General features: G+C 68.0%; 23 protein-coding genes and 1 tRNA gene. 11 read left to right on the top strand and 13 right to left on the bottom strand.

All coding sequences use genetic code 11. The annotated features are described in order from the left end of the window. Window positions 1–161 precede the first annotated feature (161 nt). Window positions 162–2,315, bottom strand: a complete 2,154-nt coding sequence (locus ABEG17_RS14980; protein WP_406830277.1) for an MMPL family transporter — start codon at window positions 2,313–2,315, stop codon at window positions 162–164. A 327-nt stretch (window positions 2,316–2,642) separates the two neighbouring features. Between ABEG17_RS14980 and ABEG17_RS14975 the strand changes: the two genes are divergently transcribed. Together ABEG17_RS14975 and ABEG17_RS14970 are read left to right on the top strand one after the other, a co-directional pair. Beyond that, window positions 2,643–3,005, top strand: coding sequence for a hypothetical protein (locus ABEG17_RS14975; RefSeq protein ID WP_406830275.1), 363 nt, complete (start codon window positions 2,643–2,645; stop codon window positions 3,003–3,005). Then, window positions 3,002–3,166 (top strand): hypothetical protein, encoded by a 165-nt coding sequence (locus ABEG17_RS14970; RefSeq protein WP_406830274.1) that lies wholly within the window; start codon window positions 3,002–3,004, stop codon window positions 3,164–3,166. Before ABEG17_RS14975 ends, ABEG17_RS14970 begins: the two co-directional genes overlap by 4 nt. A gap of 47 nt (window positions 3,167–3,213) precedes the next feature. Here ABEG17_RS14970 and ABEG17_RS14965 read toward each other — a convergent pair whose 3' ends face one another. Together ABEG17_RS14965 and ABEG17_RS14960 are read right to left on the bottom strand one after the other, a co-directional pair. After that, a complete protein-coding gene (locus tag ABEG17_RS14965; protein WP_406830272.1) occupies window positions 3,214–4,074 on the bottom strand; it encodes a hypothetical protein in 861 nt (286 codons plus the stop codon). Further along, window positions 4,071–4,721, bottom strand: coding sequence for a hypothetical protein (locus ABEG17_RS14960; RefSeq protein ID WP_406830271.1), 651 nt, complete (start codon window positions 4,719–4,721; stop codon window positions 4,071–4,073). Before ABEG17_RS14960 ends, ABEG17_RS14965 begins: the two co-directional genes overlap by 4 nt. Window positions 4,722–4,827: 106 nt before the next feature. Between ABEG17_RS14960 and ABEG17_RS14955 the strand changes: the two genes are divergently transcribed. Then, the gene (locus ABEG17_RS14955) at window positions 4,828–5,574 is read left to right on the top strand and encodes a DUF5995 family protein (protein WP_406830270.1); all 747 of its coding nucleotides are present in this window, start codon (window positions 4,828–4,830) and stop codon (window positions 5,572–5,574) included. Between the two features lie 15 nt (window positions 5,575–5,589). Here the strand turns inward: ABEG17_RS14955 and ABEG17_RS14950 are convergent, their stop codons facing one another. The 3 genes from ABEG17_RS14950 to ABEG17_RS14940 all read right to left on the bottom strand — a co-directional run bounded on the left by ABEG17_RS14950 (window position 5,590) and on the right by ABEG17_RS14940 (window position 6,400). Beyond that, window positions 5,590–5,877, bottom strand: a complete 288-nt coding sequence (locus ABEG17_RS14950; protein ID WP_406830269.1) for a peptidoglycan-binding protein — start codon at window positions 5,875–5,877, stop codon at window positions 5,590–5,592. Between the two features lie 2 nt (window positions 5,878–5,879). Beyond that, window positions 5,880–6,050, bottom strand: coding sequence for a peptidoglycan-binding protein (locus ABEG17_RS14945; RefSeq protein ID WP_406830268.1), 171 nt, complete (start codon window positions 6,048–6,050; stop codon window positions 5,880–5,882). Window positions 6,051–6,175: 125 nt separating this feature from the next. Further along, window positions 6,176–6,400, bottom strand: a complete 225-nt coding sequence (locus tag ABEG17_RS14940) for a DUF898 family protein (RefSeq protein ID WP_406830267.1) — start codon at window positions 6,398–6,400, stop codon at window positions 6,176–6,178. 313 nt (window positions 6,401–6,713) lie between these two features. On the opposite strand from ABEG17_RS14940, the gene ABEG17_RS14935 reads away from it, so the two are divergent. Next, window positions 6,714–9,812 carry a DUF3427 domain-containing protein gene (locus ABEG17_RS14935; RefSeq protein ID WP_406833213.1) on the top strand — a complete coding sequence of 1,033 codons (3,099 nt, stop codon included), beginning with the start codon at window positions 6,714–6,716 and terminating at the stop codon, window positions 9,810–9,812. 37 nt (window positions 9,813–9,849) lie between these two features. On the opposite strand, the gene ABEG17_RS14930 is transcribed toward ABEG17_RS14935, so the two are convergent. Then, window positions 9,850–10,209 carry a nucleotide pyrophosphohydrolase gene (locus ABEG17_RS14930; RefSeq protein WP_406830266.1) on the bottom strand — a complete coding sequence of 120 codons (360 nt, stop codon included), beginning with the start codon at window positions 10,207–10,209 and terminating at the stop codon, window positions 9,850–9,852. A gap of 830 nt (window positions 10,210–11,039) precedes the next feature. Between ABEG17_RS14930 and ABEG17_RS14925 the strand changes: the two genes are divergently transcribed. Then, window positions 11,040–11,858, top strand: a complete 819-nt coding sequence (locus ABEG17_RS14925) for a DNA/RNA helicase domain-containing protein (RefSeq protein ID WP_406830265.1) — start codon at window positions 11,040–11,042, stop codon at window positions 11,856–11,858. Window positions 11,859–12,351: 493 nt separating this feature from the next. On the opposite strand, the gene ABEG17_RS14920 is transcribed toward ABEG17_RS14925, so the two are convergent. From ABEG17_RS14920 to nrdR, 3 genes are all read right to left on the bottom strand, one after another. Then, complete coding sequence (locus tag ABEG17_RS14920; protein ID WP_406830264.1) at window positions 12,352–13,422, bottom strand: nuclease-related domain-containing protein; 1,071 nt, start codon at window positions 13,420–13,422, stop codon at window positions 12,352–12,354. A 458-nt stretch (window positions 13,423–13,880) separates the two neighbouring features. Further along, window positions 13,881–16,829, bottom strand: a complete 2,949-nt coding sequence (locus ABEG17_RS14915; protein WP_406830262.1) for a vitamin B12-dependent ribonucleotide reductase — start codon at window positions 16,827–16,829, stop codon at window positions 13,881–13,883. Window positions 16,830–16,921: 92 nt separating this feature from the next. Further along, a complete protein-coding gene (gene nrdR, locus ABEG17_RS14910; RefSeq protein ID WP_406830261.1) occupies window positions 16,922–17,404 on the bottom strand; it encodes a transcriptional regulator NrdR in 483 nt (160 codons plus the stop codon). A 581-nt stretch (window positions 17,405–17,985) separates the two neighbouring features. Here nrdR and ABEG17_RS14905 point away from each other — a divergent pair. The 3 genes from ABEG17_RS14905 (at window position 17,986) to ABEG17_RS14895 (ending at window position 20,053) form a co-directional block, all read left to right on the top strand. After that, window positions 17,986–18,480: a hypothetical protein gene (locus tag ABEG17_RS14905; protein ID WP_406830259.1), complete on the top strand. Its 495-nt coding sequence runs from the start codon at window positions 17,986–17,988 to the stop codon at window positions 18,478–18,480. A 129-nt stretch (window positions 18,481–18,609) separates the two neighbouring features. Next, a complete protein-coding gene (locus ABEG17_RS14900) occupies window positions 18,610–19,371 on the top strand; it encodes an SDR family NAD(P)-dependent oxidoreductase (RefSeq protein WP_406830258.1) in 762 nt (253 codons plus the stop codon). Window positions 19,372–19,447: 76 nt separating this feature from the next. Further along, entirely contained in the window at window positions 19,448–20,053 is a 606-nt protein-coding gene (locus ABEG17_RS14895) for a GNAT family N-acetyltransferase (protein WP_406830257.1), read from the top strand. A gap of 45 nt (window positions 20,054–20,098) precedes the next feature. Here the strand turns inward: ABEG17_RS14895 and ABEG17_RS14890 are convergent, their stop codons facing one another. Continuing rightward, a complete protein-coding gene (locus ABEG17_RS14890) occupies window positions 20,099–20,527 on the bottom strand; it encodes an SRPBCC family protein (RefSeq protein WP_406830256.1) in 429 nt (142 codons plus the stop codon). Window positions 20,528–20,574: 47 nt separating this feature from the next. On the opposite strand from ABEG17_RS14890, the gene ABEG17_RS14885 reads away from it, so the two are divergent. After that, a complete protein-coding gene (locus ABEG17_RS14885) occupies window positions 20,575–21,684 on the top strand; it encodes a winged helix DNA-binding domain-containing protein (protein ID WP_406830255.1) in 1,110 nt (369 codons plus the stop codon). A gap of 1 nt (window position 21,685) precedes the next feature. Here ABEG17_RS14885 and selB read toward each other — a convergent pair whose 3' ends face one another. Beyond that, window positions 21,686–23,449, bottom strand: a complete 1,764-nt coding sequence (gene selB / locus ABEG17_RS14880) for a selenocysteine-specific translation elongation factor (protein WP_406830254.1) — start codon at window positions 23,447–23,449, stop codon at window positions 21,686–21,688. Between the two features lie 27 nt (window positions 23,450–23,476). Next, a tRNA-Sec gene (locus ABEG17_RS14875) sits at window positions 23,477–23,572 on the bottom strand. A 63-nt stretch (window positions 23,573–23,635) separates the two neighbouring features. Here ABEG17_RS14875 and selD point away from each other — a divergent pair. Both selD and ABEG17_RS14865 read left to right on the top strand, forming a co-directional pair. Continuing rightward, the gene (selD, locus tag ABEG17_RS14870; RefSeq protein ID WP_406830253.1) at window positions 23,636–24,628 is read left to right on the top strand and encodes a selenide, water dikinase SelD; all 993 of its coding nucleotides are present in this window, start codon (window positions 23,636–23,638) and stop codon (window positions 24,626–24,628) included. Next, window positions 24,625–25,041, top strand: coding sequence for a rhodanese-like domain-containing protein (locus ABEG17_RS14865; RefSeq protein WP_406830252.1), 417 nt, complete (start codon window positions 24,625–24,627; stop codon window positions 25,039–25,041). The genes selD and ABEG17_RS14865 overlap by 4 nt, the downstream gene beginning before the upstream one ends. Window positions 25,042–25,072 lie beyond the last annotated feature (31 nt).

The raw sequence follows: 25,072 nt of genomic DNA, 5'->3' as shown, positions 1-25,072 counted from the left end.
CGGAACAGCCCCCTCCGGACCAAGCGTGGGCGACCCAGAACTCAAGGCACCCCGAGCAACACCGCAGCCGCACCCGGCGCCGACCCCGCGCCATACCTCTGTGCCTTGGCTCCCCCGCCCGCACGCGCACCGGGTCAGCGCACCGAGTCAGCGAACCGGAGTCAGCGAACCGGAGTCAGCTTCGAGCCGCCCTCCGCCGCCTCCTCCGAGGTCGCAGGTGTCGCCGCGTCGAGCTCGTGGTCACGACGGCCAAGTGCGCTCGGCCACCACATCCGGCCCCGGACGTCGAGGTTGATCGCGGTGACGAGCACCGACCGGACCACGAGCGTGTCGAGCAGGACACCGAGCGCGACGGCTATCCCGATCTCGGCGAAGGAGACCACCGGCAGGGTGCCGAGCACCGCGAACGTCCCTGCCAGCACGAGACCCGCAGACGTGATCACGCCACCGGTGGCCGCGAGCCCGACGAGGGCGCCACGACGAGTGCCGATCTCCTGGGCTTCTTCGCGGACCCGGGTCATGAGGAAGATGTTGTAGTCGATCCCGAGCGCGACGAGGAACACGAAGACGAACAACGGCAACGACGAGTCCGCCCCGGCGAAGCCCAGCACGTGTCGGAAGATCAGCGACGAAAGGCCAAGCGCCGCACCGAAGGACAGCACCACGGTGCCCATGAGGATCAGTGGCGCCGTGATCGCCCGGAGGAGCAGCACGAGGATCAGCAGCACCACCCCGAGGATCAGCGGGATGATCCGGACGTTGTCGTCGGACGAGGCTCGTAGCGTGTCAGCACGGGTCGCGGTGTCACCGCCGGCGATGGCCTTGGCACCAGGGACACCGGCGATGGCAGTGCGTATGCGGTCGACGGTCCCGGTCGCCGCGTCGGAGTCGGGCGCAGCGGCCAGCGTCGCCTGGATCAGCGACCGGCCGCCCTTCGTCACCGGATCGCCGACGGCCGAGACCCCACGGACCCCTGCCAGAGCCGTCTTGACCGCGGCACCCTGGTCCGCGTTCGCGAGCACCAGGACGGGCGAGCCGGCACCGGCTGGGAAATGCCTGGCCAGGACCTGCTCTCCCACAACAGATTCCGGTGTCCCGTAGAACGCATCCTTGTTCTGCAGGCCGACCGCGTTGAGCTGGAGGACGCCGAGCGACGCGATCGCGAGCACCAGCGTGGTGATGACCCAGATGCGCCGCGGGGCGTGGGAGATCCGGGTGCCGATCCGGGCCCAGACGCCGTCGCGGGTGTGGTCCACCGAGCCGTACGACGGACGCACCGGCCAGAAGATCCACCGTCCGCAGACGACCAGGAGCGCGGGCAGCAGGGTGAGCATGACGAGGAGGCCGACCCCGACACCGATGGCTGCCACCGGACCAAGGCCCTTGGTGGAGTTCATCGTCGCGACGAGCAGGCAGAGCATGCCGGCGATCACGGTGGCGCCGGACGCGAGGATGGCGGGGCCGGCCCGGTGCAGGGCGAACGCCATCGCCTCGTGCCGGTCCTCGTGACGGCGCAGCTCCTCCCGATATCGGGCGACGAGCAGCAGCGCGTAGTCGGTGCCGGCGCCGAAGACGATGACCGTGAGGATGCCCGAGCTCTGCGCATTGACGGTGAGGGTGTCGCCCTTGGCCAGGAAGTAGATGACGGCCTGGGCGACGATCAGCGCCGTGCCGGCCGAGACGACCGGGATGAGCCACAGCACCGGGCTGCGATAGGTCAGCAGGAGGATGATGATCACGACGGTCATGGCGGAGTAGAGCAGCTTGCCGTCGATGCCGGAGAAGGCCTCCGACGAGTCCGCCGAGAACCCCACGGGACCGGTCACCTGCATCGAGAGCCCAGCAGGACGATCCTTCGCGATGGAGCGCAGGTCGGTCGCGGTCGCACTCAGCGAGTCCCATCCGGCGTCGCCCGCGTCGACCGGGACGATGACCTGGAGCGCCTTGCCGTCCTGCGACGGGATCGGGCCGACGCTGTCGTGGCGGACCGGCGCCAAGGCGTTGAACTTCGCCACCTGCGCGGTGACCGCTTGGGTGTCCGCGGGAGTGAGGCCCCCAGCTCGCTCGTAGACGACGACCGCCGGGAACTCGTTCTTGCTCTGGAACGCCGTGATCTGCTTGACGACCTGGGTCGACTGGGCGTTGGTGGGCAGCCACGCCACCGCCTCGTTGTTGAGGACACCCTGCAGCTTGCCGGCCGGGCTCATCACGGCGGCGAGCACGATGAGCCAGAACCCGACGACGAACCACTTGGCCACCCGTGAGGACGGGAACCGCGCGAATCGGCCCACATCCCCCATACGTGTCTGTGTCATGTCTGCGTCGCCCCTCACTGAGCCCGAGTCCTGTCCGCGTCGCACCCTGCTCGGCGCCGTTCCTGACCACCGTAGGACGGGCCCCCGTTGCTGGACAACGAGTTTGGCCACGACAAGGGTGTGGTCAGGGGCGCCTCAGGGCTCACCCTGACGTGCTTCGTGCCAATTGCCGGGTATGCCGCGGCGTCGCCCGGCTGCCTGCTCTCCCGGACCAGCGGGGTGCGCTGCCGGGCGATGGGCGACGGGCGGTGGGCGGTGGGTGACGGGCGGTGGGTGACGGGCCCTTCGGCCCTGGGTCGAGGTCCGGAGCCTGCATAGCGTCGAGCCATGGATGTGGACCAGCTGTTGTCCCAGATCACTGACGACCTCACCCCGCGCAAGGTCTTCGGTGAGCCCATCGAGCGTGACGGGGTGATGCTCGTCCCCGTCGCCAGGGTCCGCGGCGGCGCCGGCGGAGGTAGCGGCGGTCGTGACGGCGATGAAGGCAGCGGCGGTGGCGGTGGCATGGATGCCAAGGGGCTGGGCGTCTTCGTCGTCAAGGACGGCAACGTCTCCTGGCAGCCCGCCGTGGACGTCACCCGGCTCGCCATCGGCGGCCAGGTCGTCGCCGTGGTCGCCGCCCTGGTGATCGCCCTCGTGCTCCGGCCGAGGTCACGCCGGCGTCGCGCCCAAGAAGGGGACTCGCCATGACCTTCCTCTGGTTCATCGTGTGGTTCATCGCGAACATCGTCGGTTCGAACGAGCCCCTGCGGTTCGATCCGGTGAACGCCTGGGCGGGCACCCTGATCCTGGCGGTCGCTCTCGACCTCAGTGCCGCTCACGCACGGACAGGGTCACGGCGCCGCAGTTGACGTCTGATGGCCCGGCGCAACTAATGACCCACGATGGGCCGGGGCGACTAGTGCGCCCGCGGTCGCAACGCGTGGCGGCCGCGACTGCTCTCTCGGGCCCAGTCCCGAGCGGCCGTGCCGGCGGAGGCGGCGAACAGGCCGAGGAACCCTGCAGCCATCACCCAGGTGAGCGGGCGGTCGGTGAGGAACTCCTGCCTCGCTCGGACGGCCGCCACGAGGATGAGGGAGAACATCACGAGCTGGACCTGGCGCATCAACCGCACCGTCTCCCACCGGTCGTCGAACAGCACGCCGAGGCCCGCCACACCCAGACAGAACACGGCACCCACGACCCGGCAGGTCAGTGGCGTCAGCGGCCACGGCCAGACCGCGATCGCCCGAGCCGGCACCACGAACATCAGCAGTCCGGTGGCCCCCGCCAGTCCTCCCACACCGGCCACGACCACCTGCGCCGTCCGGTCGAGGCGAGGTTCGTCGGGACTTGGCTCCGCGGCATACCGCTGGTTGGCGAGCCAAGCCGCGATGACGAGGAACGGCGCGGTGAAGTAGAGGCCGGCCCACAGCCAGAAGGCGACGTTGTCGTGGGTGAACTTGTCCCAGTGCACGACGGTGGCGACCCCAAGCAGGCTCGCGAAGAGCGCGACCGAGACGAACCCAGCCCGGACCGCGGCCCAGCGTCGCTCGACCAGCAGCACCCGGACGAAGAAGTAGCAGCCGCCGAGGTAGGCCGACGCGAGGAGCATCGAGGTCAGGTGGGACTGGATCGGCCACGCCCACAAGCGTTTCGTCTCCCCCGGGAAGAAGTAGAGCAGGACGAAAGCGACGAGCAGGAAGGGCGCGATGAAGGCCGAAAGCGCCCGGGTGGTGCCGAGCACCCGGTCTTCGCGCTTCGTGCCCGCACCGCTCATGTCGTTGTCTCTCGTGCCGGGATCCTGGAGACCGCGTCGAGCAGTGCGGCGTATGACGCGACCAGGGCCCGGCGCTCGGCCGCCAGTCGCGGGTCGGCGAGGTCGCACCCCCCGGCCACCCACGCGTCCGAGAGGTCCATCGCCTCGGCCCGGCGCCGCGCTGCTTCGTGCATCGTCTCCCGGGGCGCTGAGTAGACGTGGGAGTAGAGCTCGACCAGCGCCTCCTCGAGCTCGCTCAGGGACGTGGTGGCCGGCCGTCCTTCTGCCCCGTCGGGCCCCGCTGCGTCCGCGACCCGCTGGCGTGACCGGTGCAGCCGCCACCACTCGACCTCCAGCTCCGAGGCGCGGACCGGCTCGAAGGTCAGGTCGGAGTGGGCGAGCACGAGTCGGTAGAACCGCAGCATCGCGGCCCGCGCCGCGTCCGGGTCGTTGTCGGGGACCGGCGCCCACGCCTGGTTGGCGCGCAGGACGTGCCAAGCCGCCACGAAGGTCCAGCGCGGCCCCAGGCCGAACCCCTGACCCACCATCCCGAGGAATGCCCTCATCGCGGTGAGCCACTCACGCCGGTAGTAGCTCGCCCAGGCCTGGGTCTCGAGGCGACCCAGGGCCACGGGATCGAAGTCGCGAGGACTGTGGCGACTCAGCACGGCACACCTGACTCCCTGGCCGGAAGGTGTCGGTCGCACAGCCGCTGACAACCACCGACCCTGCGTTCGATACTAGTCGCGCAGGGCCACCGTGGAAGGGGGCCGGATGCCTGATCGCGACATCGCCACAGTCGTTGCTGCCATGGACGATCGACTCGTCCGGATACCTCCCGAAAGGGCTTCCCAGAGGCTGTTCCTGGAGACCTACCGCAGGACGACCCTTGCCGTCGGCGCGGCGATCGAGGACGCGCAGTTCGAGGACCCGGACTGGGTCGAACGGTGGGACGTGGTGTTCGCCGACCTCTACCTGGCAGCGCTCGACCTCGACCTCGCCGGCAGTCCCGACGTGCCTCGTCCGTGGCGGCTGGCCTTCGACGCACCTGCGTCACTCCCGGCCCTGCGCTACGTGCTGCTCGGGATCAACGCGCACATCAACTACGACCTGCCGCAGGCCCTGCTGGCCGTGATCAGTGACGCGGAGTTCGATGATCCCTTCGTCGTCGCTCGCCGGGCTCGTGACCACGAACGCATCGACGGCGTTCTGTCCGCACGCGTCGCGGCCGAGGACTCCGAACTGGTGGCAGTGTCCGTGCAGTCACTGCTCGATCGGGCGCTCCAACCACTGAACCGCTTGGCCTCCAAGCGATTCCTGCGCGAGGCCCGTCAGAAGGTGTGGCACAACACGGTCGAGCTCCAGCGATCTCGGGTGCTCGACGAGGATGCGTATGCCGCGCGGCTGGCTGAGCTCGAAGTGCTCAGCGCCGCCCGGATCGCCGACCTCTTGGCACCGGGTCAGGTGCTGCTGCGGTTGGCGGTGGCAGGTTTCGGTGTCACCTTGCCACCGGCTCGGTGACTCACGGGTAGCCGACTAGAGCGAGAGCATCCCGCTGACCAGCGCCTGCCACGTCATCGGACCGACGATGCCGTCCACCACGACGGACGAGACGTCGGCGTGGATCGCCTGCTGGAACCCTCGAACGGCCTCCTCGGTCTTCGGGCCGAAGATGCCGTCGACCTGCAGACCCTTGCTGGGATCACCGGACAGGTTGCGGAACTGGAACTCCTCCTGCACTCCACGCACCGCGTAGCCGGTCGACCCGCGCTGGACGGTCACGATCAGCGCTCCCCACGTCTGCGGGCCCACGATCCCGTCCACGGTTAGGTGCTTGGCCGCTGGAACCCGCGAACGGCCTGGTCCGTCAGCGGACCGAAGATGCCGTCGTCGGTCACGGAGTGCCCGGCTCGCCGCAGCAGGTCCTGCAAGGTCCGGACCGGATGGTCCTGATCCCCCTCGCGCACGAGCGGCCACGGACTCAGCGAACCTGACATGGCGTCCTCCCCAGACTCGGTGGGGTGCCTCAGCAACGAGCCCCTCGATTCACCATCCTCCGCAATGCAAAGACGGTCAATGAGTGTCAGCCATCTACGTGCGAGAGGCGAGACCCCATCGCGAGCTACCGGGTGATCTGTCCTTGACCGGGGATGCCGTAGCCGCCCATTGCTTCAAAGTCAGTGTGCTTCCACTTCCAGGCGGCGATGCGGGGGCCGACCCACAGCAGATAGACGCCTAGAGTGACGAAGGTCAAGAGCAACCACTTAATCCAGTTGCCGAAGAGTCCCATGGCAGAACCGGTGAAGACGAGGCGCTGCCCGTCGATGTACGAGTGCTGGCCCGCCACCGTTCCACCAAGACAAGCGCGAACGGGTAGCAGATGCCGAGGGTGCACCCGGTGATGAGCGCACCAAGCAGTGCCGTGCCCACGTACGTGGCGGCACCGCCATCAAAGGTGAAGCGCCCTGAGTTTCGAGCCATTGGGATTCCCTCCTTCTTCATAAGCAAACCGTTGGAAGCTAGTGCGCGGCCGGGCCTGGTGTCGGCACCTTGCAGAAATCGCATGAAAGCGGTCCGTTTGGCTGACCCAAAGGGGTCATAACCGACTGTCCCGTCAGTCTTCGTGGCAAGCTGCGGCCGTGGCGGGGAACGATGACGGCATTCTGGAAGGCCTCTACGAGAGCCTGATCACTAATGAGCTCGAAGACAGGCTCGCCAGGGATCTCCAGCCTCATCTGCACGTGGCGACCCGAGCCAGCACGGACAATGCCGAAGAGCCTGAAGTCCTCGCTCGGCATGTTCGTGACGTTCTCGTACGCGCCCTTCGAGAGGAGCGCGACCCGGCGCGTCGGGTGCGGCTGGTCAACGACCTCGTGCGTGGGCTCGGTTCGCCAGACCAGACCCTCGCGACGTCGGCGCAGCTCATGTCCGTCACATCCACGAGTCGGCCAGGCCGGCCCGTTCGCGATCTCTCGAAGAGGCCCTCAACGCCGCTGTCCGATGCCGCGCTGCTGACCAATGCCCCTGGTGAACCGGGAATGGGGCACGAGATCCAGGCCGAGCTGGCGAGCGCCGACCGCGTCGACGTGATCATGGCCTTCGTCAAGTGGTACGGGTTGAGGTTGTTCGAAGACCAACTGCGCCTCCTTCGCGAGCGAGGCATCCCCCTTCGAGTCATCACCACTACATATATGGGTGCCACCGAGCGGACAGCCCTTGACAGACTGATCCGGGACTTCGGAGCCCAGGTCCGCATCCAGTACGACAACCAACGGACTCGCCTCCATGCGAAGGCGTGGCTCTTTCGCCGCGCTACGGGATTCGACACCGCTTACGTTGGCTCCAGCAACCTCTCCCGAGCCGCGATGCTCGACGGCGTCGAGTGGAACGTCCGGCTCTCGTCAGTCGCGACTCCCTCCTTGATTCAGAAGTTTGGGGCGACATTCGACAGCTATTGGAACGACCCCACGTTCGAGCTCTATGACCCAGAGATCGATCGAGACCGCCTCGACGACGCGCTGGCAGAAGCCGGTGGTAGCAAAACCCACGATCGCGTCACGCTCACCCTTTCGGGGCTCGAGGTACGCCCATACCCGTACCAGCAGGAGATGCTCGATCAGCTAGAGGTCGAGCGTGTGGTCCACGGACGCCACCGCAACCTCCTGGTCGCGGCCACGGGGACTGGCAAGACCGTTGTTGCCGGCCTTGACTATCGCCGCCTTGCGGACCAAGCGCCGACCCGCCCGCGGCTGCTCTTCGTCGCCCACCGACGGGAGATCCTCGAGCAGTCCATGCGCACCTACCGAGAGGTCCTCGGCGACGCGAACTTCGGCGAGCTCTATGTTGGGGGCGCTCGCCCGGAACGCTGGGACCACGTGTTCGCCTCGGTCCAGTCACTCGCTTCGTTTGGTGTCAGCGACATTCCACCGGGATCCTTCCAAGTTCTCGTGATCGACGAGTTTCATCACGCAGAGGCGCCGACGTACCGACGAATCCTCGACCACTTCAACCCCCGCGAGCTGCTCGCACTTACTGCCACCCCAGAACGCGGCGACGGCGTTGACGTCCGCGGATTCTTCGAGGGCAGGACTGCAGCCGAGTTGCGGCTCTGGGATGCCCTGAAGGCAGACCTGCTGACTCCCTTCCACTACTTCGCGGTTGCTGACGGCGTGGATATGACTGATGTGGACTGGAGAGCAGGGGCCTATGACGCGTCCCAGCTCTCCAACCTCGTCACTGGCAATGATGTTCGCGCACGGATTGTGTTGAAGGCAGTCCAGGACAAGATCGCCGACCTCTCAACCATGAAGGCGTTGGGCTTCTGCGTGTCTCGGGCTCACGCCCAGTACATGTCGCAGGTGTTCAACGACGCGGGCATCAGGGCCACGACGGTGCTGGGCGATACCCCTCAAGTTGATCGCGCGGCTGCAGTCGCCGACCTCAAGCGCGGGTTGATTCAAGCCGTCTTCACCGTTGACGTGTTCAACGAAGGAGTCGATGTTCCCGCGATTAACACCGTCCTGTTCCTTCGACCGACTGAGAGTTCGACCGTCTTCCTCCAGCAGCTTGGTCGAGGGCTAAGGCGCGCGACTGACAAGGCCGTATTGACCGCGCTGGACTTCGTCGGCCATCACCGCAAGGAGTTCCGGTACGACAGACGATTCCGCGCTTTGACTGGCAGCAGCCGCGCCGAGCTCGAACGAGATGTCCAGCGAGGCTTTCCGTTCCTGCCTGCGGGTACTCAGATTGTCCTGGATCGTCAGAGCCAAGAGCTGGTTCTCGAGAACATTCGCAGCCAGGTCGTGAAGCGGTGGCCGCACATCACGTCCGAGCTGCGATCTCACCCGACCCAGGATCTGTCTGCGTTTCTTGACTCCTCGGGCGTGGAACTCGCGGACGTTGTCCGGGGCGACCGTTCCTGGGCTCGTCTTCGCCGCGATGCCGGCATCGACGTGGCCCGGGGCGGACCGCGGGAAGCGGCAATCCTCAAGCGGATCCGGGCATTCGCCCACGTGGACGACCCGGATAGAGGCACGGCATACCTGCGGTGGCTGAGCGACGACGCCCCTTCCTTTGACTCGGCCGACGCACCCCTTCGGGCCTTCGGTCGGATGCTCTTCTTCTCCATCTGGCCGGACGGGGGTGGCTTCGAGTCGTACGACGAAGGCCTGACAGCTCTGCGCACGGAGCCCGCGGCATGTGAGGATCTCCGCTCAGTCATCGGAGTCGGTCTTTATGGTGCGGCACGCCTCACGTCGCCCCTCCAGGGCGAGCTCAGCGCACGCGCCCTCCGTGTTCACGCGCGCTACACGCGGGAAGAGCTGGTGGCGGCACTGGACTACGTGTCCATCGACGGCCGAAAGCCAAACAGCTTCCGCGAGGGCGTCCTCTTCGCATCCGAAGCCCGTAGTGACGCGTTCTTGGTCACCCTTCACAAGTCTGAAGCCGACTACTCCCCCACGACGATGTACCAGGACTACGCGATCAGTCCGGACCTCTTCCACTGGGAGTCCCAATCGAGCACTACGACAACGTCAACAACAGGGAAGCGCTATCTGAACCACCGCGAACAGGGCACCCACGTCCTCCTCTTCGCGCGACCGAAGAAGGTCACTGAATTTGGCTCAGGCGCGCCCTACCTCTTCCTGGGTGAGGCCGACATTGTCGAACATCGCGGTGAACGGCCCATCGCCATCACCTGGCGACTCCGGACTCCGATGCCAGCGGCTGACTTCGTTGCTGCCAGCGTCGTGGCCTAGTGCCCCCTGCCTTGTCACGGCAGTCAGTCAAGAGAACCTAAGCGCGATCGCTGCTCTTGTCTGGCGCTCTGCCCCGGCTTGCCTCAATGGGATGCTTTGTCGAGGACTTCGCGATCTTGTTGAGGGCGGCCGGTCCTAGCTCAACGCCACACTGTTCGGCGAGACCGACGAGGTAGACCAGGACATCAGCCATCTCTTCTGCCACGCGCGTGTGCAATGGCTCTTGCGCGATGAGCTCGCGCGCTTTGTCGGCTGGAAGCCACTGCAAAAGCTCCGCTAGCTCCCCCACCTCCCCCACGAGGGCCAGCATGACCGACTTGGGGTCTTGGAACTGCTCCCAGTCTCGCTCCTCGCGGAACTGACGGGCTGCTTCACGGATCGCCTCGAGGTCCGACACAACCGCGAGTATGCCGCTTCATCCGGACTTGAGGCGGCCGCCCCATTAGAGTCGCCAGCGTAATTGCGGCCCGACGGGCTTCCGCCACAGGACATGCCTCCACCCGCACGATTCACTTCGTGCTGCCTGGGGTTCTGATCTGTGACGCTTTACCGGACGTCGGTCGCTGGCTTCTCCGCCATCGAGCATCATTTCGCCGACCTCATCGCCGAGCAGATGACCATTCGCACTGGACGACGCCCCTCTGAGAGCGAACGCCGCTCTTGGCAACGCAGCATCCCCGCCCTGCGCGCAGACTTGGTCGCAGCTGGCCTGTCTGATGTTGAGATGTTGCTCGAGTACCAGCTGCCCCTCACCAGCAAGCGAGCAGACGTTGTCCTCGCCGGGAGGCATCCCACGACGGGAAGGGCTTCCTACCTCGTCGTGGAGCTGAAGCAATGGAGTCACGCAGAGCAGTTTGAGGACAGCAGCTCCCTCGTCCAGATCGAGCAGTATGGCCACCGGCCGGTGACGCACCCGGCCCTGCAGGTTCGTGACTACTGCGACTACCTTCTTGGCTTCACTAGCGTCCTTGCCGAGGATCCCGACTCGCTCGCTGGAGCGGCATACCTTCACAACGCCACCGACAACGGCGTGAGCGACCTCTTCCTTCTGGCTGGCGACGACCACGGGCGCGTCTTCACGGGCCAGCGCCGGGGTGAGTTTCAGGAGTTCCTCAAGTCCCGCTTCGCACCGGGCATCAGCGGCGCTGGCTACGCCGATCAGCTGCTAGGAAGCCGAATCGCGCCCTCGAAACAACTGTTGGCTTTGGCGGCTGAAGAGGTGCCTCCGTGTCTCGCTGGACACGAGCCGAGCACCGGACGGGCCGGCCCCAAATCGAGGAACTACTCGACGCAGCAAGAGTTCCCGTGTTCCTCCTCGACGAGTTCCAGGTGGTGCGACCGGGTGAGCAGGGCACCGTGTCTGACATCGAGCAGCATGCGCAGGCGCGTGGAATCCACGTCGAGAAGATCGATCTCGACGCTCAGTTTCGTTGCGGCGGGTCTGAGGAGTACGTCCTTTGGGTCCGCCGCCTCCTCGGCCTGGAGGGCGACGGACCGATTCCGTGGCAGGGCGACTCACACTTCGAGGTCTCCGTGGCTGACAGCCCATATGAGATGGAGGCCTACTTGGCCACCAAGCTCGACGCCGGTTACTCAGCGCGCATCGCCGCGGGTTACTGCTGGCCGTGGAGCGACCCGCGCAAGGACGGCTCGCTGGTCCCAGATGTGCAGATCGGCGACTGGTCAAAGCCTTGGAACTTGAAGGGTGAACGCTCCGTCGGGGGCGCCCCGGCCGCCGCGCTGTGGGCGTCCGACCCGGCCGGGTTTGGTCAGGTCGGCTGCGTCTACACGGCTCAAGGCTTCGAGTACGACTACGCCGGCGTGGTGATAGGACCCGACTTCGTGTGGCGGGATGGACGCTGGCTCACAGTCAGGAGCGCCAATAGGGACCCCGACTTCAAGAACCGTACGAAGGTCAGCGACTCCGACTTCGACCGGCTTATCCGCAACGTTTACAAGGTCCTGCTGACCCGAGGGATGCGCGGCGTCACGCTGTACTCGCCCGACCCCCAGACCAGGAAGCACCTGCAGGCGTTGATGACCTAGATATCGCGATGCCATCCGGCTTCCGACACTGCACCACGCGGCCCGACCGGCTTCCGCTGAAGGACATGCCACCACCCGTGACAACACGGGAGGGGCGTGCCCTCATGACCAGTTAGGTCGTCACTATTGACAAGGCGAACCCGCTGCACTGGGCGATCGCTGTCGAGCATGGTTTCTGGGACATGACGCAGAGTCACAGACTCAAGGCCGGAGACACTGCGTATTTCTGGCAAGCCGGGGGAAGCTTCTCGGTCAAACCCGGGTGACCACAGATGCCAGGCCGCTCGTCTCGGAAGACGTGCCTGCTCCGTTCCGGCCAGGACGCCAGTCGCTTCTCGACTGGACGCAGCCAGTCGCGAACACTTCCACCGATGAAGCGCCGAAGGGCGCCACCCTCACCCACCCCTGATTCCCCCAGGGTTCCGATGTCAGGGCGAAGGTCTTCGGAGCGGCCAGCACCACACTGTCCCGAACGTCGTGAACCAAAGGACCCCTAACGCCACGTGGTGGAGCGTCGGGCGACGTCATAGATCGCGTCGATGTCCTCCATGGTGAGGATGTCACCGAGCCGCGGAAGCCACTTGGCGACTTGCATTCGAGGCACGACGATGACGCCATCGGGTTGAGCCTTGACCGTAACGTCGCTGGCGTTGACCGTGATGATGAGGCCCTCGACGAAGACGGGGAAGCCACATGCGTCGCCCAGGATCTTGGCGGCCCGCTGCGCTTCATGCCGGGCGTTGCGGATGTACGGCTGCTTGGCGCCGTTGACCATGAACGTATTGCCGCCGACCCAGATTTTGGCGCCAGGGTGGTGCTTAGCGTTCGCGGTGAAGACGCCACCCGGCCCGACGATGATGTGGTCGATGTCCGAGCCCCGGTTGCCGACAGGGACAGCGTGAAGGAACCGCCATCGTTGGTCCTTCTTCGCGACCTTGGCTAGCTGGGCAGCGACCTTTTCTTCGCCGTCCGCACCGATGCGCCAGGCTCGCTCGTTCGTGTGGACTCCGAGGACGCGTGCAAACACGGTCTTGACGGGGGCCGCGCCTCGTGCGGCCAGAGCACGTTCGCGGGCTTCGGCTCCAGCCCTGTTGGTCGCCAGATCCACCCACGGGCGGACTGGCATGACCTGCGGGACCGCGAGAACAGCAGCGCCCGTCGCCGAGTCGGAGACCGTTGGGGTGGGATCGTCGAGGTCCTCTGTCCCCTCTTCGGCAGGCGACATCGAGACAGTCGCCGCGGCGGACGCATCCCCGTCGATGTTGGGGGTGAGTGTTGCCTCGGCTTCAACCACCATTTGCTCGGCGGGCGTGCACTCGCCCTCGGCAGACGGCGCCTGTCCCGCGATCGGGACGGATGAGAATTCGGTTTGGCAGTGCCCTGCCGACAACTTCCAATGCGCGACGGCGGTTAGGAGCGACGGCTCGTGCTGAGGGGACTCGGGGTGGGATGTCTCGGAGGCGAGGTCCCAAAACCCGATCTTCAGTCCGTCTTGGCCTGCCACGTACAGGCGGTCTTTGCCGTATCGGCGCCACCGGGTCACCACGAGGTCCTGATCGTTCACGGTCAAATAATCGACGGACCAGGGTGACCGCTGCAGGACTTTCGCGACATTCGGTAGAAGTGGCTCACGTGCTGGCTAGCCGCCGCGAGGCGCGAGGGCGGTCGATTACGTGCGCCTCGTGGACCAGGCCCTCCGGAGAAGCGAACACGTCCGTGGCGTCGACGTCACGACGCTTGCCGCCCTGTCATTGGGACAATCTAGGAAGGCGGTGGGCCAAGGTTCCGCGACAGGCGACGCCCTTACCCGCACAGCCTGTTCCCTCCACCAGGCTCGGCGTCAAGGCAGTTCCGGTGCCATCGCATCACATAGCCAATGGCCCCAAGGAGTTTCGCTCCTTGGGGCCATCGCTGTGTTCCGCTACCGCCTAGTCCGACTCAGATTTTCGAGCATGACCTGGTCGAGCATGAGACCGAGCATCCGTCTGACGCCAAGCAATGCTTTTGTCGTCCTACACAAGATCAGCTGCAGCCGCTGGTGCTTCCGCAGCCTTCGCAGACGTAGCAGGAGCCAGCCGGGCGCATCTTGGTCCCGCAGGTCATGCACATCGGCGCGTCGGCGGAGATGCCCTGGAACTTCTCCAGCAGCTCTGCGGACGAGTGCACCTCACCCGAGACCTCGCGAGCTGAGGCGGCGCCAGCACCGGACTTCACGGTGTCGGCCTTGAGCGCCTTGCCCTCGACCGCGGGCTCGGACTTCGCGGCCGGCTTGGCGACGGAGACCGGGGCGGACTGGCTGAAGTTCTCCAGCTCGTCCTCGAGCTCCTCGTCGGACTCGTTGTCGGTCTCGGTGGCCTGGTACGAACCGGTCTCGAGCTGGCGAGCGCGCTCTTGGGCGGTGTGGATGCCCATGAACGAACGGGTGTCGAAGTCCATGTGGTCCAGCGCCAGGCGGCGGAACACGTAGTCCATGATCGACTGCGCCATCCGCACGTCGGGGTCGTCGGTCAGGCCGGCAGGCTCGAACCGCAGGTTGGTGAACTTCTCCACGAAGGTCTCCAGCGGCACGCCGTACTGCAGACCGATCGACACGGCGATCGAGAAGGCGTCCATCACACCCGCGAGGGTCGAGCCCTGCTTGCCGAACTTGAGGAAGATCTCGCCCAGGTCGCCCGACTCGTAGGTGCCGGCGGTGAGGTAACCCTCGGCGCCACCCACGGCGAACGACGTGGTCTGCGAGGTACGACGCTTCGGCAGGCGCTTGCGCACCGGGCGGTACTCGATGACCTTCTCGACCTTGGCCTCGGCAGCAGCCGTGGCCTTGTCAGCAGCAGCGTCCTTGGCGGTGGAACCACCATCGGACAGCGGCTGGCCGACCTTGCAGTTGTCGCGGTAGACCGCGATCGCCTTGAGGCCGAGCTTCCAGCCCTGCATGTGGACGTCCTCGATCTCCTCGACCGTGGCGTTCTCCGGCAGGTTGACCGTCTTGGAAATCGCACCGGACAGGAACGGCTGGACCGCGGCCATCATGCGCACGTGGCCCATGGCCGAGATCGAGCGCGCACCCATGGCGGTGTCGAAGATCTCGTAGTGCTCGGTCTTGAGGCCGGGGGCGTCGATGACGTGACCCTTGTCGGCGATGTACTCGACGATCGCCTCGATGGTCTCGCCCGTGTAGCCGAGCTTCTTGAGCGCACGCGGGATGGTGAGGTTGACGATCTGCATCGACCCGCCACCGACGAGCTTCTTGAACTTCACCAGGGAGAAGTCGGGCTCGATGCCGGTGGTGTCGCAGTCCATCATGAAGCCGATGGTGCCGGTCGGCGCGAGCACCGAGGCCTGCGCGTTGCGGTAGCCGTTCTTCTCGCCGAGCTTGACGACGTCGTCCCAGACCTTGGTGGCCGCGCGGTGGATCGTGGTGTCCATCGTGTCGAGCGGGCGGATCGAGTCGTTCGCGCTCTGGTGCTTGCGCATGACGCGCTTGTGGGCGTCCGCGTTGCGGGCGTACCCGGCATACGCACCGACGACACCGGCCATCTCGGCGGAGCGCTTGTAGGCGGCACCGGTGAGGAGCGAGGTGATCGAGGCGGCGAGCTGGCGGCCACCGTTGGAGTCGTACCCGTGGCCCGTGGCCATGAGCAGCGCGCCGAGGTTGGCGTAGCCGATGCCGAGCTGGCGGTAGTCACGCGTGGTGTCACCGATGGCCTCGGTCGGGAAGTCGGCGAAGCAGATGGAGATGTCCATCGCCGTGATGACGAGCTCGGCGACCTTCTGGAAGGTGACCGCGTCGAACGTGTCGTCGTCCTTGAGGAACTTGAGCAGGTTCAGCGAAGCCAGGTTGCAGGAGGAGTTGTCGAGCGACATGTACTCCGAGCACGGGTTGGACGCGGTGATGCGGCCGGTCTCGGGGTTGGTGTGCCAGTCGTTGATGACGTCGTCGTACTGCAGGCCCGGGTCGGCGCACTCCCACGCAGCCTCGGCGAGCTTGGTGAACAGCTCGCGCGCGTCGACGGTGTCGATGACCTCGCCGGTGGTGCGCGAGCGCAGCCCGAAGTCGGTGCCGCCCTCGACGGCCTTCATGAACTCGTCCGAGACGCGGACCGAGTTGTTGGCGTTCTGGTACTGGACGGAGGTGATGTCCTTGCCACCGAGGTCCATGTCGAACCCGGCGTCGCGCAGCGCGCGGATCTTGTCCTCCTCGCGCGCCTTGGTCTCGACGAACTCCATGATGTCGGGGTGGTCGACGTCCAGGACGACCATCTTGGCCGCACGACGCGTCGCGCCGCCCGACTTGATGGTGCCTGCGGACGCGTCGGCGCCACGCATGAAGGAGACCGGGCCGGAGGCGGTGCCACCGGAGGACAGCAGCTCCTTGGAGGAGCGGATGCGGGAGAGGTTCAGACCGGCGCCGGAGCCGCCCTGGAAGATCTTCCCCTCCTCCTTGTACCAGTTGAGGATCGAGTCCATCGAGTCGTCGACGGCGAGGATGAAGCAGGCGGAGACCTGCTGCGGGCTCTTGGTGCCGACGTTGAACCAGACGGGAGAGTTGAAGCTGAACACCTGGTGCAGCAGGGCGTAGGTCAGCTCGTGCTCGAAGATCTCGGCGTCCTCGGCGGAGGAGAAGTAGCCGTGCTCCTTGCCCGCCTTGACGTACGTGAGGACGACGCGGTCGATGAGCTGCTTGAGGCCGGTCTCCCGGGCCTCGGTGCCTACAGCGCCGCGGAAGTACTTGGTGGTGACGATGGTGGAGGCGTTGACCGACCAGAAGTCGGGGAACTCGACACCGCGCTGCTCGAAGATCGTCTCGCCGGTCTTCCAGTTCTGCTGGACGACGTCGCGCTTCTCCCAGGTCACCTCGTCGTACGGGTGCACACCGGGGGTGGTGTAGATCCGCTCGACCGTGACACCTGCTGCGCCCTTGCCGTTGGATCCCTTGCGGGCACCTGCGCGTGCGCCTGCGGTTTCAGTCATGTCTGGTGGCCTCCCTAGCCCCTGGTGATGCTTCTGGTGTCAATTCTCGGTGGTGGCACTGACAGCGGGTCAGTGCCGGGTCGATCTGCGGTTCAGTGCTGGTGCTGTGCTGGTTCGGTGCCCGTGGCGTCGCGCTCGGCCCGCAGCAAGGTGATCGCGCTCTCGAAGTCCTCGAGGCTCTCGAACGCCTGGTAGACGCTGGCGAACCGCAGGTAGGCGACCTCGTCGAGCTCGCGGAGCGGTCCGAGGATCGCCAGACCCACCTCGTGGGCCTCGACCTCGGCCTGCCCCTGCTGGCGGATGCACTCCTCGACGCGCTGGGCGAGCAAGGCGAGGTCGTCCTCGGTGACCGGGCGACCCTGGCAGGCCTTGCGGACCCCGACCAGGACCTTGGCCCGGCTGAACGGCTCGCTCGCGCCGGAGCGCTTGGTCACCGTGAGGCTGGCCGTCTCGATCGTGGTGAAGCGGCGCCCGCACTCGGGGCACTGGCGACGCCGGCGGATGGAGCTGCCGTCGTCGGTCGTGCGCGAGTCCATGACCCGGGAGTCGGTGTGCCGGCAGAACGGACAGTGCATGGCGGCGCTCCTCCTCGAGGGTGCTGGGCGTGGATGTTCTGGGTATGTCGTGTGGCACCGTAGGCGCTCCCGGCCCGCCGCCTCATACGTGGGGCTGGGGACGGAACTGTGGACGATCTGGGGACAACGTGTGGGTAACCAGCCTCGCCCTGTGCACTACATGTGGACGAACTACAGCGGTGTAACCACTAGATGTAGGGATAGTCTGCCTCGCCATGTGCCGACAGCGCAAGCGGGTCCGGGAAAGTCGTCGATGACTCGCCGAGCAGTGTGCATCCGTGCAGGTCAGCGCCCTGCGGAGGTCGGGACCGACACGCCCGAAGTGGTGCAGGTGTGACCTCTGGGACTGGAGAGGCACCCATATCTGGGGCCAAAGGGCAGCAGACGTCCCCACATGTGGTGGGTACGCCCGATGACGGCCGGTTCAGGCCACCGAGAGCAGGAACGCGCCGTCGAGCGTGGCCCCGAGCGCGAGCGCGAACCCAGCCGTGGCCGGACTAGGCCGTCTGGCCGACCCGGCACCGCGGAGCCGGCGAGACGATCGGGTGCGCAGGGAACCCGAAATCCCTTTGGAGGTTCTCATGAGCAACACCACGATCGGCCGTCGGCAGCTCGTCCGCACGGCAGCAGGAGTCGCCGCCGGCGGTGTCCTCGTCGCCGGAGCAGGCGCCACCAGTGCGTCTGCCAGCACGTCGGCCCACGAGTCGGACTCGCACCACAGCGTCCTCGGGGGCTGGTGGGTCGAGCACAACGATGACCCCCCTGGTCCCCCGAACACCGGCATCGCCGTCGTGAGCATCGGCGCCGGGGGCATCATCATCAGCAACGACATCCGGCCCGCTGGAACCGACGCCAACGGCGCCTGGACCATGGAGGAGGAGAGGTTCAAGGCGACAGTCTGGGGCGTCGCCGACCTCGGTCCCGGCGTTCCTCCCGGCAGTGTCCGCATCAGGGTGCGCGGGCGCCTCCACCACGACAGGCTCGTCGGCACCTTCACGGCGACCGGCTACGACGCCAAGGGCGCCCGGCTGTTCAGCAACACCGGCACCTTCACGGGGACCCGCCTGCGCCCCTGACCTGCCCGGTGACCACGTTCCCCGGGACGGGCCCTTGGGCCCTAGCCGCTCGGGGGTGTCCCCCCGAGAGTGGAGACGCGACCACGGGACCTACCCGGGGAACCCTCAGGGCCACGAAGGCAGGAACAGATGAACCACTACGGACTCGGCGGCAAGGTCGCCGTCATCACGGGCGGGGCGTCCGGCATCGGCCGCGCCTGCGCCCACACCCTGGCCCAATCCGGAGCCGACATCTCCGTCTGGGACCTCGACCAGGACGCGATCGACGTGGTGCTCAAGGAGCTCGAGGCCTTCGAGTGCCGGGCGCACGGCGCGGTCGTCGACGTCAGTGACTCGGGCGCCGTCGACACCGCCATGGACGCGGTCGTCGAACACCTCGGCCACGTCAGCATCGCCGTCTGCAACGCAGGCATCGGCGGCGAGGCGCTCAGCAGCGGCGACTACACCGACGAGGCCTGGCACAAGGTCATCGGCATCAACCTCGACGGCGTCTTCTACACCCAGCGTGCGGCGATCAGGGCCATGAAAGCCGGTGGGCGCGGGGGCTCCATCGTTAACATGGCCTCGATCCTCGGCGCGGTCGGGTTCGCCACGGCGAGCGCCTACACCGCCGCCAAGCACGGCGTCGTGGGGATGACCCAGGCCGCCGCGTGGGAGCACGCCGCCGACAAGATCCGCGTCAACGCCGTCGGGCCGGGGTTCATCCGGACCCCGCTGGTCGAGACGCACCTCGACGCCGCCGCGCTGGAGTTCCTGGCGTCGCAGCACGCACTGCAGCGGATCGGTGAGCCCGAGGAGGTCGCCGAGCTGGTGGCCTGGCTCGCCAGCGACGGCGCGTCCTTCGCCACCGGCACCTACTACCCCATCGACGGCGGCTACCTCGCCAAGTGAGGGCACCCAGCCCTCGTCACCCGACCACCGCACGCCGACGACCCACGATGTCGGCGCGCGGTGGTTGAGTGGGCACATGGCAGGCACGACACCTTCCGACGACGTGCGCTGGGAGACCCACGCGGTCACGCCCGACCGGTTCGAGGACTTCGCCGACATCGTCAACCCCACCCGTCGTGAGAACCAGTGCTGGTGCCTGTCGCACCGGCTGACGGCGCCGCAGATCCGAGAGCTCGGTGGCGGCAGCAGGCAGCGCGCGATGCGAGCCCTCTGCGAGCGTGAGCACCCGCCTGGGGTCGTCACCTACCTCGACGGCACCCCCGTCGGCTGGTGCAGCATCAGCCCACGCTCGGAGATCCCCCGTCTCGAGGCGTCCAAGCTCATTCGTCCCGTCGACGACGTCCCGGTCTGGAGCATCATCTGCATCGTGGTCCGCTCCGGCTACCGAAAGCGTGGCGTCACCCACCAGCTCATCGAGGGCGCGGTGGCGTATGCCGCGTCGCGAGGAGCCCCTGCGGTGGAGGCCCACCCGGTGGACCCCGAGGGTCGGATGGACCTGACGATGGCGTTCGTGGGGACCCGCGGGATGTTCGAGAAGGCCGGGTTCGAGGTCATCGGCACGACCGACGCCGTGGCGAGCAAGATGCCCCGGCTGGTCATGCGCCGCGACCTCAGGACGTGAGCCTCAGGACGTGAGGCTCAGGACGTGAGGCTCAGGACGTGAGGCTCAGGACGTGAGGCCCTCGGACCGCGCCTTGAGCCCGGCAGCCTCGGTCGCAAGGTAGCGGTCGGTGATCCCGCGGTACAGCCGTCCCACCAGGGACCCGAGCCAACCCGTCTGCTCGATGGACAGCGTGACGTGGGTGCCTCCGCCCGGCAGGGGTTCGAGGACGTGTCGAGCCGTGGTCCGCGCGGCAGCCCCGCCACTGACCCAGGTGAACGACGTCCCGGGCTCCAGCTCGGTGACCACGTAGTCGACCGTCGGGATCTTGGGTTGGCTGATCTTGGCGCAGGACCCGGTGCGCAGCGGGCCGTCGTCGAGCCGGCGCACCCACCGCACCGTGTCCGTCCACTCCGACCACCGCTCGACGTCGGACAGGACCGCCCACACCCGCTCCACGGGGGCCGTGATGTCGATGGTCGCGCTCTGCTCCATCTCCCCATCATCGCCCCAGCGCGGCCCCTCTTCGAGAGGATGACGCCATGGATCCCGCGCGCGTGCTGACCCAGCGGCTCGCGACGCAACGCCTCTCGTCGGCGCCGCTGCCCAAAGCCGGCGACGCGGTCCGCCTGCTCACCTGCGTCCAGAGCCAGGAGCGCGACCAAGCCTTCTTCTCGTTGGGCCTGAGGACGCGTCGCAGCACGTATGCCGCGGTGCGCCGCGAGCTCGACGACGGCACCTTCGTGCGCACCCACATCCTGCGTCCCACGTGGCACTTCGTCGCCAAGGAGGACCTCCGCTGGATCCTGGCACTGACCTCGCCACGGGTGCTGTCGGGCATGGCCGGGCGGCACCGTCAGCTCGGGCTCGACGATCCGCAACGGCTCGATGACGGGCTGGCCCTGCTCGCAAAGCTGTTGCAGGACAGGCACTTCCTCACCCGTCCCGAGCTGGGCGAGGCGTTCGTCGAGCGAGGCTCACCCATCACGCCGGGTGAACAGCTCGGGCACCTGCTGATCGTCGCCGAGCTGCGTGGCCTGGTCTGCTCCGGCCCGGTCAAGGGCGTCCACCACTCCTACGCCCTGGTCGACGAGGTCATCCCGGCCTCCCCCGGCGACATGGACACGGCCCTGGGTGGCGACCCGCAGGCCGCGCACCGCGAGCTGGTCCGCAGGTTCTTCGCCGGCCACGGCCCGGCCAGCGTCAAGGACTTCACCCGGTGGTCCTCGCTGACCGTCGCGGGCACGAGGACCGCGCTGGCCGAGCTCGGGGACCGCCTCGAGCAGGTCGACGTCGACGGTGTCTCGCACTGGTTCGACCCCGCGGTGGTCCCCCGGCGCAGCCCGAACGCACCGGCGGCATACCTGTTCCCGGTCTATGACGAGGTGGTCCTGAGCTACCCGGCGGTGACGTTCCCGGCAGCCCCGGGCCATCCCCACGCCGGGCACCCCGACCCGTTCTGGGCGCAGGTGGTCCTCGACCAGCAGAACGTCGGGGTGTGGAAGCGCACCGTGAAGCATGACGCCGTCGAGGTCGACGTCCGGCTCGCCCCCGGAGTCGACGGCGACGGACGCCTCGCCGTGCGGGCGGCGGCACGACGTCTGGCGGACTTCCTCGACAAAGACCTCGAGCTCACCGAAGGCAACCCCTGAGTCAGCGCACCACGACTCGGTGGGTCCCGTCGACGCGCCGGGTCCAGCCGCGCCCGTCGAGGTGCTCGAGCAACGGCACCGCCACCCGCCGCGTCGTGTCGAGCGCCTGCCGGGCTTCGCTGAGCGTGAAGGGCTGGGTCAACCCCGCCAGCACCCGCATCGCCCTGGCCGGCGCATCGGGGGCGAGCAGGACGCCGTCGGGCAACCGCAGCAGGCGCCCCGCCCGCACGGCCGCGGCGACCTCGCGCGGGCCGATCCCGGCCGCGGCCAGGTCCGGCTGCTCGGGCGCTGCGAAGGGCGAGTGCCGCAGTCGTCCTTCCAGCTCCTGCAAGCCGCGTTCGGCCGCGCCCATGGCCGCTCGCACCCCGGGAAGCCACACGCGTCCTTGGTCGAGCTCCAGCCCGGCCCGCTCGACGACCTCCGGCAGCAGCGCCCGGTCGGGGACCCCGGCGGCGAGGCGCGCCGCCTCGATGGTGAGGCTGGGTTCGAGGGGTTCGTCGGCCGCCTGCTGCTGCACGCAACGGGTGAGACTCTCTGCCCAGCGCTGCAGCGCGGACCCCGACACCCGCCACGCGCCGCACCTCACGACCTTCGCGTCGTCGGACTCGTTGGGGATGCCGAGTGCGGCGGCGTCCGCGACGAGCATCGCGCCGCGACGCTCGACCTCCCTCTGCAGGTCCGGGACGCCGGTGGCCGACTCGAGCTCCGCCCCACGTCGAGCCGCGGCTCCTCGGCGCCGCAGCTCCGGCGGGTCTGCGTCGAGCACCAGGGCGCCACCAACGATCTGTTGCGCACCAGGGTCGCGCAGGATGAGGCGGTCCCCTGCGACCAGGGGCAGCGGCGTCGAGAGCGTCAGCCGCACCGTGTCCTCGGCGAGCGGCCGCACGTGGACGGGCACCGCGGCGGTGCCCGCGTGCAGGCTGAGGTGGGTCGGCAGGTCACCGGCGGACCGACCACCCACCCGCACGTCCAGCACCGACGCCATACGCCAGGCATCGGGGGTGAGCAGCAGGTCACCACGCGCTATTTCGGACGCGGCGACGCCCCGCAGGTTCACCGCCACGCGCGCCACCGGGAGGACCCGGTCGCGAGGTTCGCCGAGGGACTCGAGCCCGCGGACCCGGACCCGCTGGTCACCGACCTGGAGCTCGTCGCCGACCGCGATGCTTCCCGTCGCCAGGGTCCCGGTGACGACGGTCCCGCTGCCGCGGATGCTGAAGGACCTGTCCACCCACAGCCGCAAGCGACCGGCCTGCTCGGGTGCCGGCAGGCCGGTGACCAGCCGCTCCAGCGCGTCGGTGAGCGCGGGCATCCCTTCACCGGTGCGCGCGGAGACCGCCACCGCGTCGACCTCGCCCAGGCTGGTCGCCGCGAACCGGTCACGGGCGTCGAGCAGGGCCGGCTCGGGGTCGGCGAGGTCGCTGCGGGTGACCACCAGGAGCCCGTGCCGGATGCCCAGCGCGTCGACGGCGGCGAGGTGCTCCTGCGACTGCTGCCGCCAGCCCTCGTCGGCAGCCACCACGAAGAGCACCGCGGAGGTAGGGCCTACTCCTGCAAGCATGTTGCCGATGAACCGCTGGTGGCCCGGCACGTCGACGAAGGCCACCCGGTCCCCCGACGGCAGGGTCGTCCAGGCGTACCCGAGGTCGATCGTCAGGCCCCGGCGACGCTCCTCGTCCCAGCGGTCGGGTTCGATGCCCGTCAGCGCCCGGACCAGAGCGGACTTGCCGTGGTCGACGTGGCCGGCCGTCGCGATCACGTGCACGCGGCGGACCTCCTCAACGGGTGGGACTGGCGGAGGTGGACGGGAATCGAACCCGCCAGACCGAGATGCTCGGTCTCACCGGTTTTGAAGACCGGGGGGACCACCAGGAACCCTGACACCTCCGCGGCCCACCGTAATGCCACGACGCCGTGCGCGGGCGTCTGGGCACCGACATACAGTCGCTGCATGACCACCACCGCAGCGCCCCCACGCCTCACGCAGTTCGCCCACGGCGGCGGCTGCGCCTGCAAGATCCCGCCCGGTGAGCTCGAGGACATGGTCCGCGGCCTCACGGGCATGACCTCCCCCGACCTGCTCGTCGGGCTCGACGACGGGGACGATGCCGCAGCGGTGCGGATCGAGGGCAACCTGGCGGTCCTCGCCACCGCGGACTTCTTCACGCCGGTCGTCGACGACGCGTACGACTGGGGACGGATCGCGGCGGCCAATGCGCTGTCCGACATCTACGCCATGGGTGGACGGCCCGTCGTGGCGGTCAACCTGCTGGGCTGGCCGCGCGACGTGCTGCCGCTCGAGCTCGCGGCCGAGGTGCTCCGCGGCGGTCTCGACGTCGGTCGACTGGCGCAGTGCCCCGTCGCGGGTGGTCACAGCGTCGACGACCCTGAGCCGAAGTACGGCATGGCCGTCACGGGAATCGGGGACCCGGACCGGTTGCTGCGCAACGACGCCGCACGCGCCGGGACGCCCATCTCCCTGACCAAGCCGCTGGGGGTCGGCATCCTCAACAACCGTCACAAGACGACCGGGGAGTCCTTCCCCCACGCGGTCGAGTCGATGGCGGCCCTCAACGAGGCGGCCTCCGTCGCAGCCCTGGCCGCCGGCATCGAGGCAGCGACGGACGTCACCGGGTTCGGCCTGCTCGGGCACCTGTACAAGATGGCGCGTGCCTCAGGGGTCACGGCCGTGGTCGACGCCGCCGCCATCCCCTACCTCGACGGCGCCCGTCAGTCGCTGGCGGACGGGTTCGTGCCAGGCGGGAGCCGACGCAACCTCGACTGGGTGCGCCCCCACCTCGATGCCAACGTCAGCGACGACGAGCTCGTCCTGCTGGCCGACGCCCAGACCAGCGGTGGGCTGCTCCTGGCGGGCGAGATCCCCGGGGCCCCCGTGGTGGGCGAGTTCGTCCCCCGCGGCGAGTTCGTCCTGCAGGTCCGGTGACGGTGCCGCAGACCGCTGCGGCGGTCGACCGGCACCTCGCTGCCGCGCGCGAGGGGACGCACCGCCTGGATCCGCGAGCCGTACTGGCGGCGCTCCAGGACGGTGCCCTGCTCGTCGACACCCGCACCGCGACCCAGCGCGCTCAGCAGGGCGAGCTGCCCGGGGCCATCGTCATCGACCGGACCGTGCTGGAGTGGCGCCTGGATCCCACCTGCCCGTGGCGCATCCCCGAGGCGGACGACCCCGACCGGGTGGTGGTGGTCGTCTGCCGGCAGGGGTTCAGCTCCAGCCTCGCCGCAGCGTCACTGCGTTCGATCGGCCTGCACGGGGCCACCGACCTCGAGGGTGGCGTCGAAGCCTGGGTGGCGGCAGGCCTGCCGGTGCACGACGGACCCGCCGACGTCCGCGAGTAGCCGAGGGTGCCGGTGCAGGCACCCTCGGCTG

The organism is Pedococcus sp. KACC 23699, from assembly GCF_045348425.1.
Taxonomy (GTDB): Bacteria; Actinomycetota; Actinomycetes; order Actinomycetales; family Dermatophilaceae; genus Pedococcus.
This window is presented reverse-complemented; position numbering and strand designations above follow the sequence as displayed.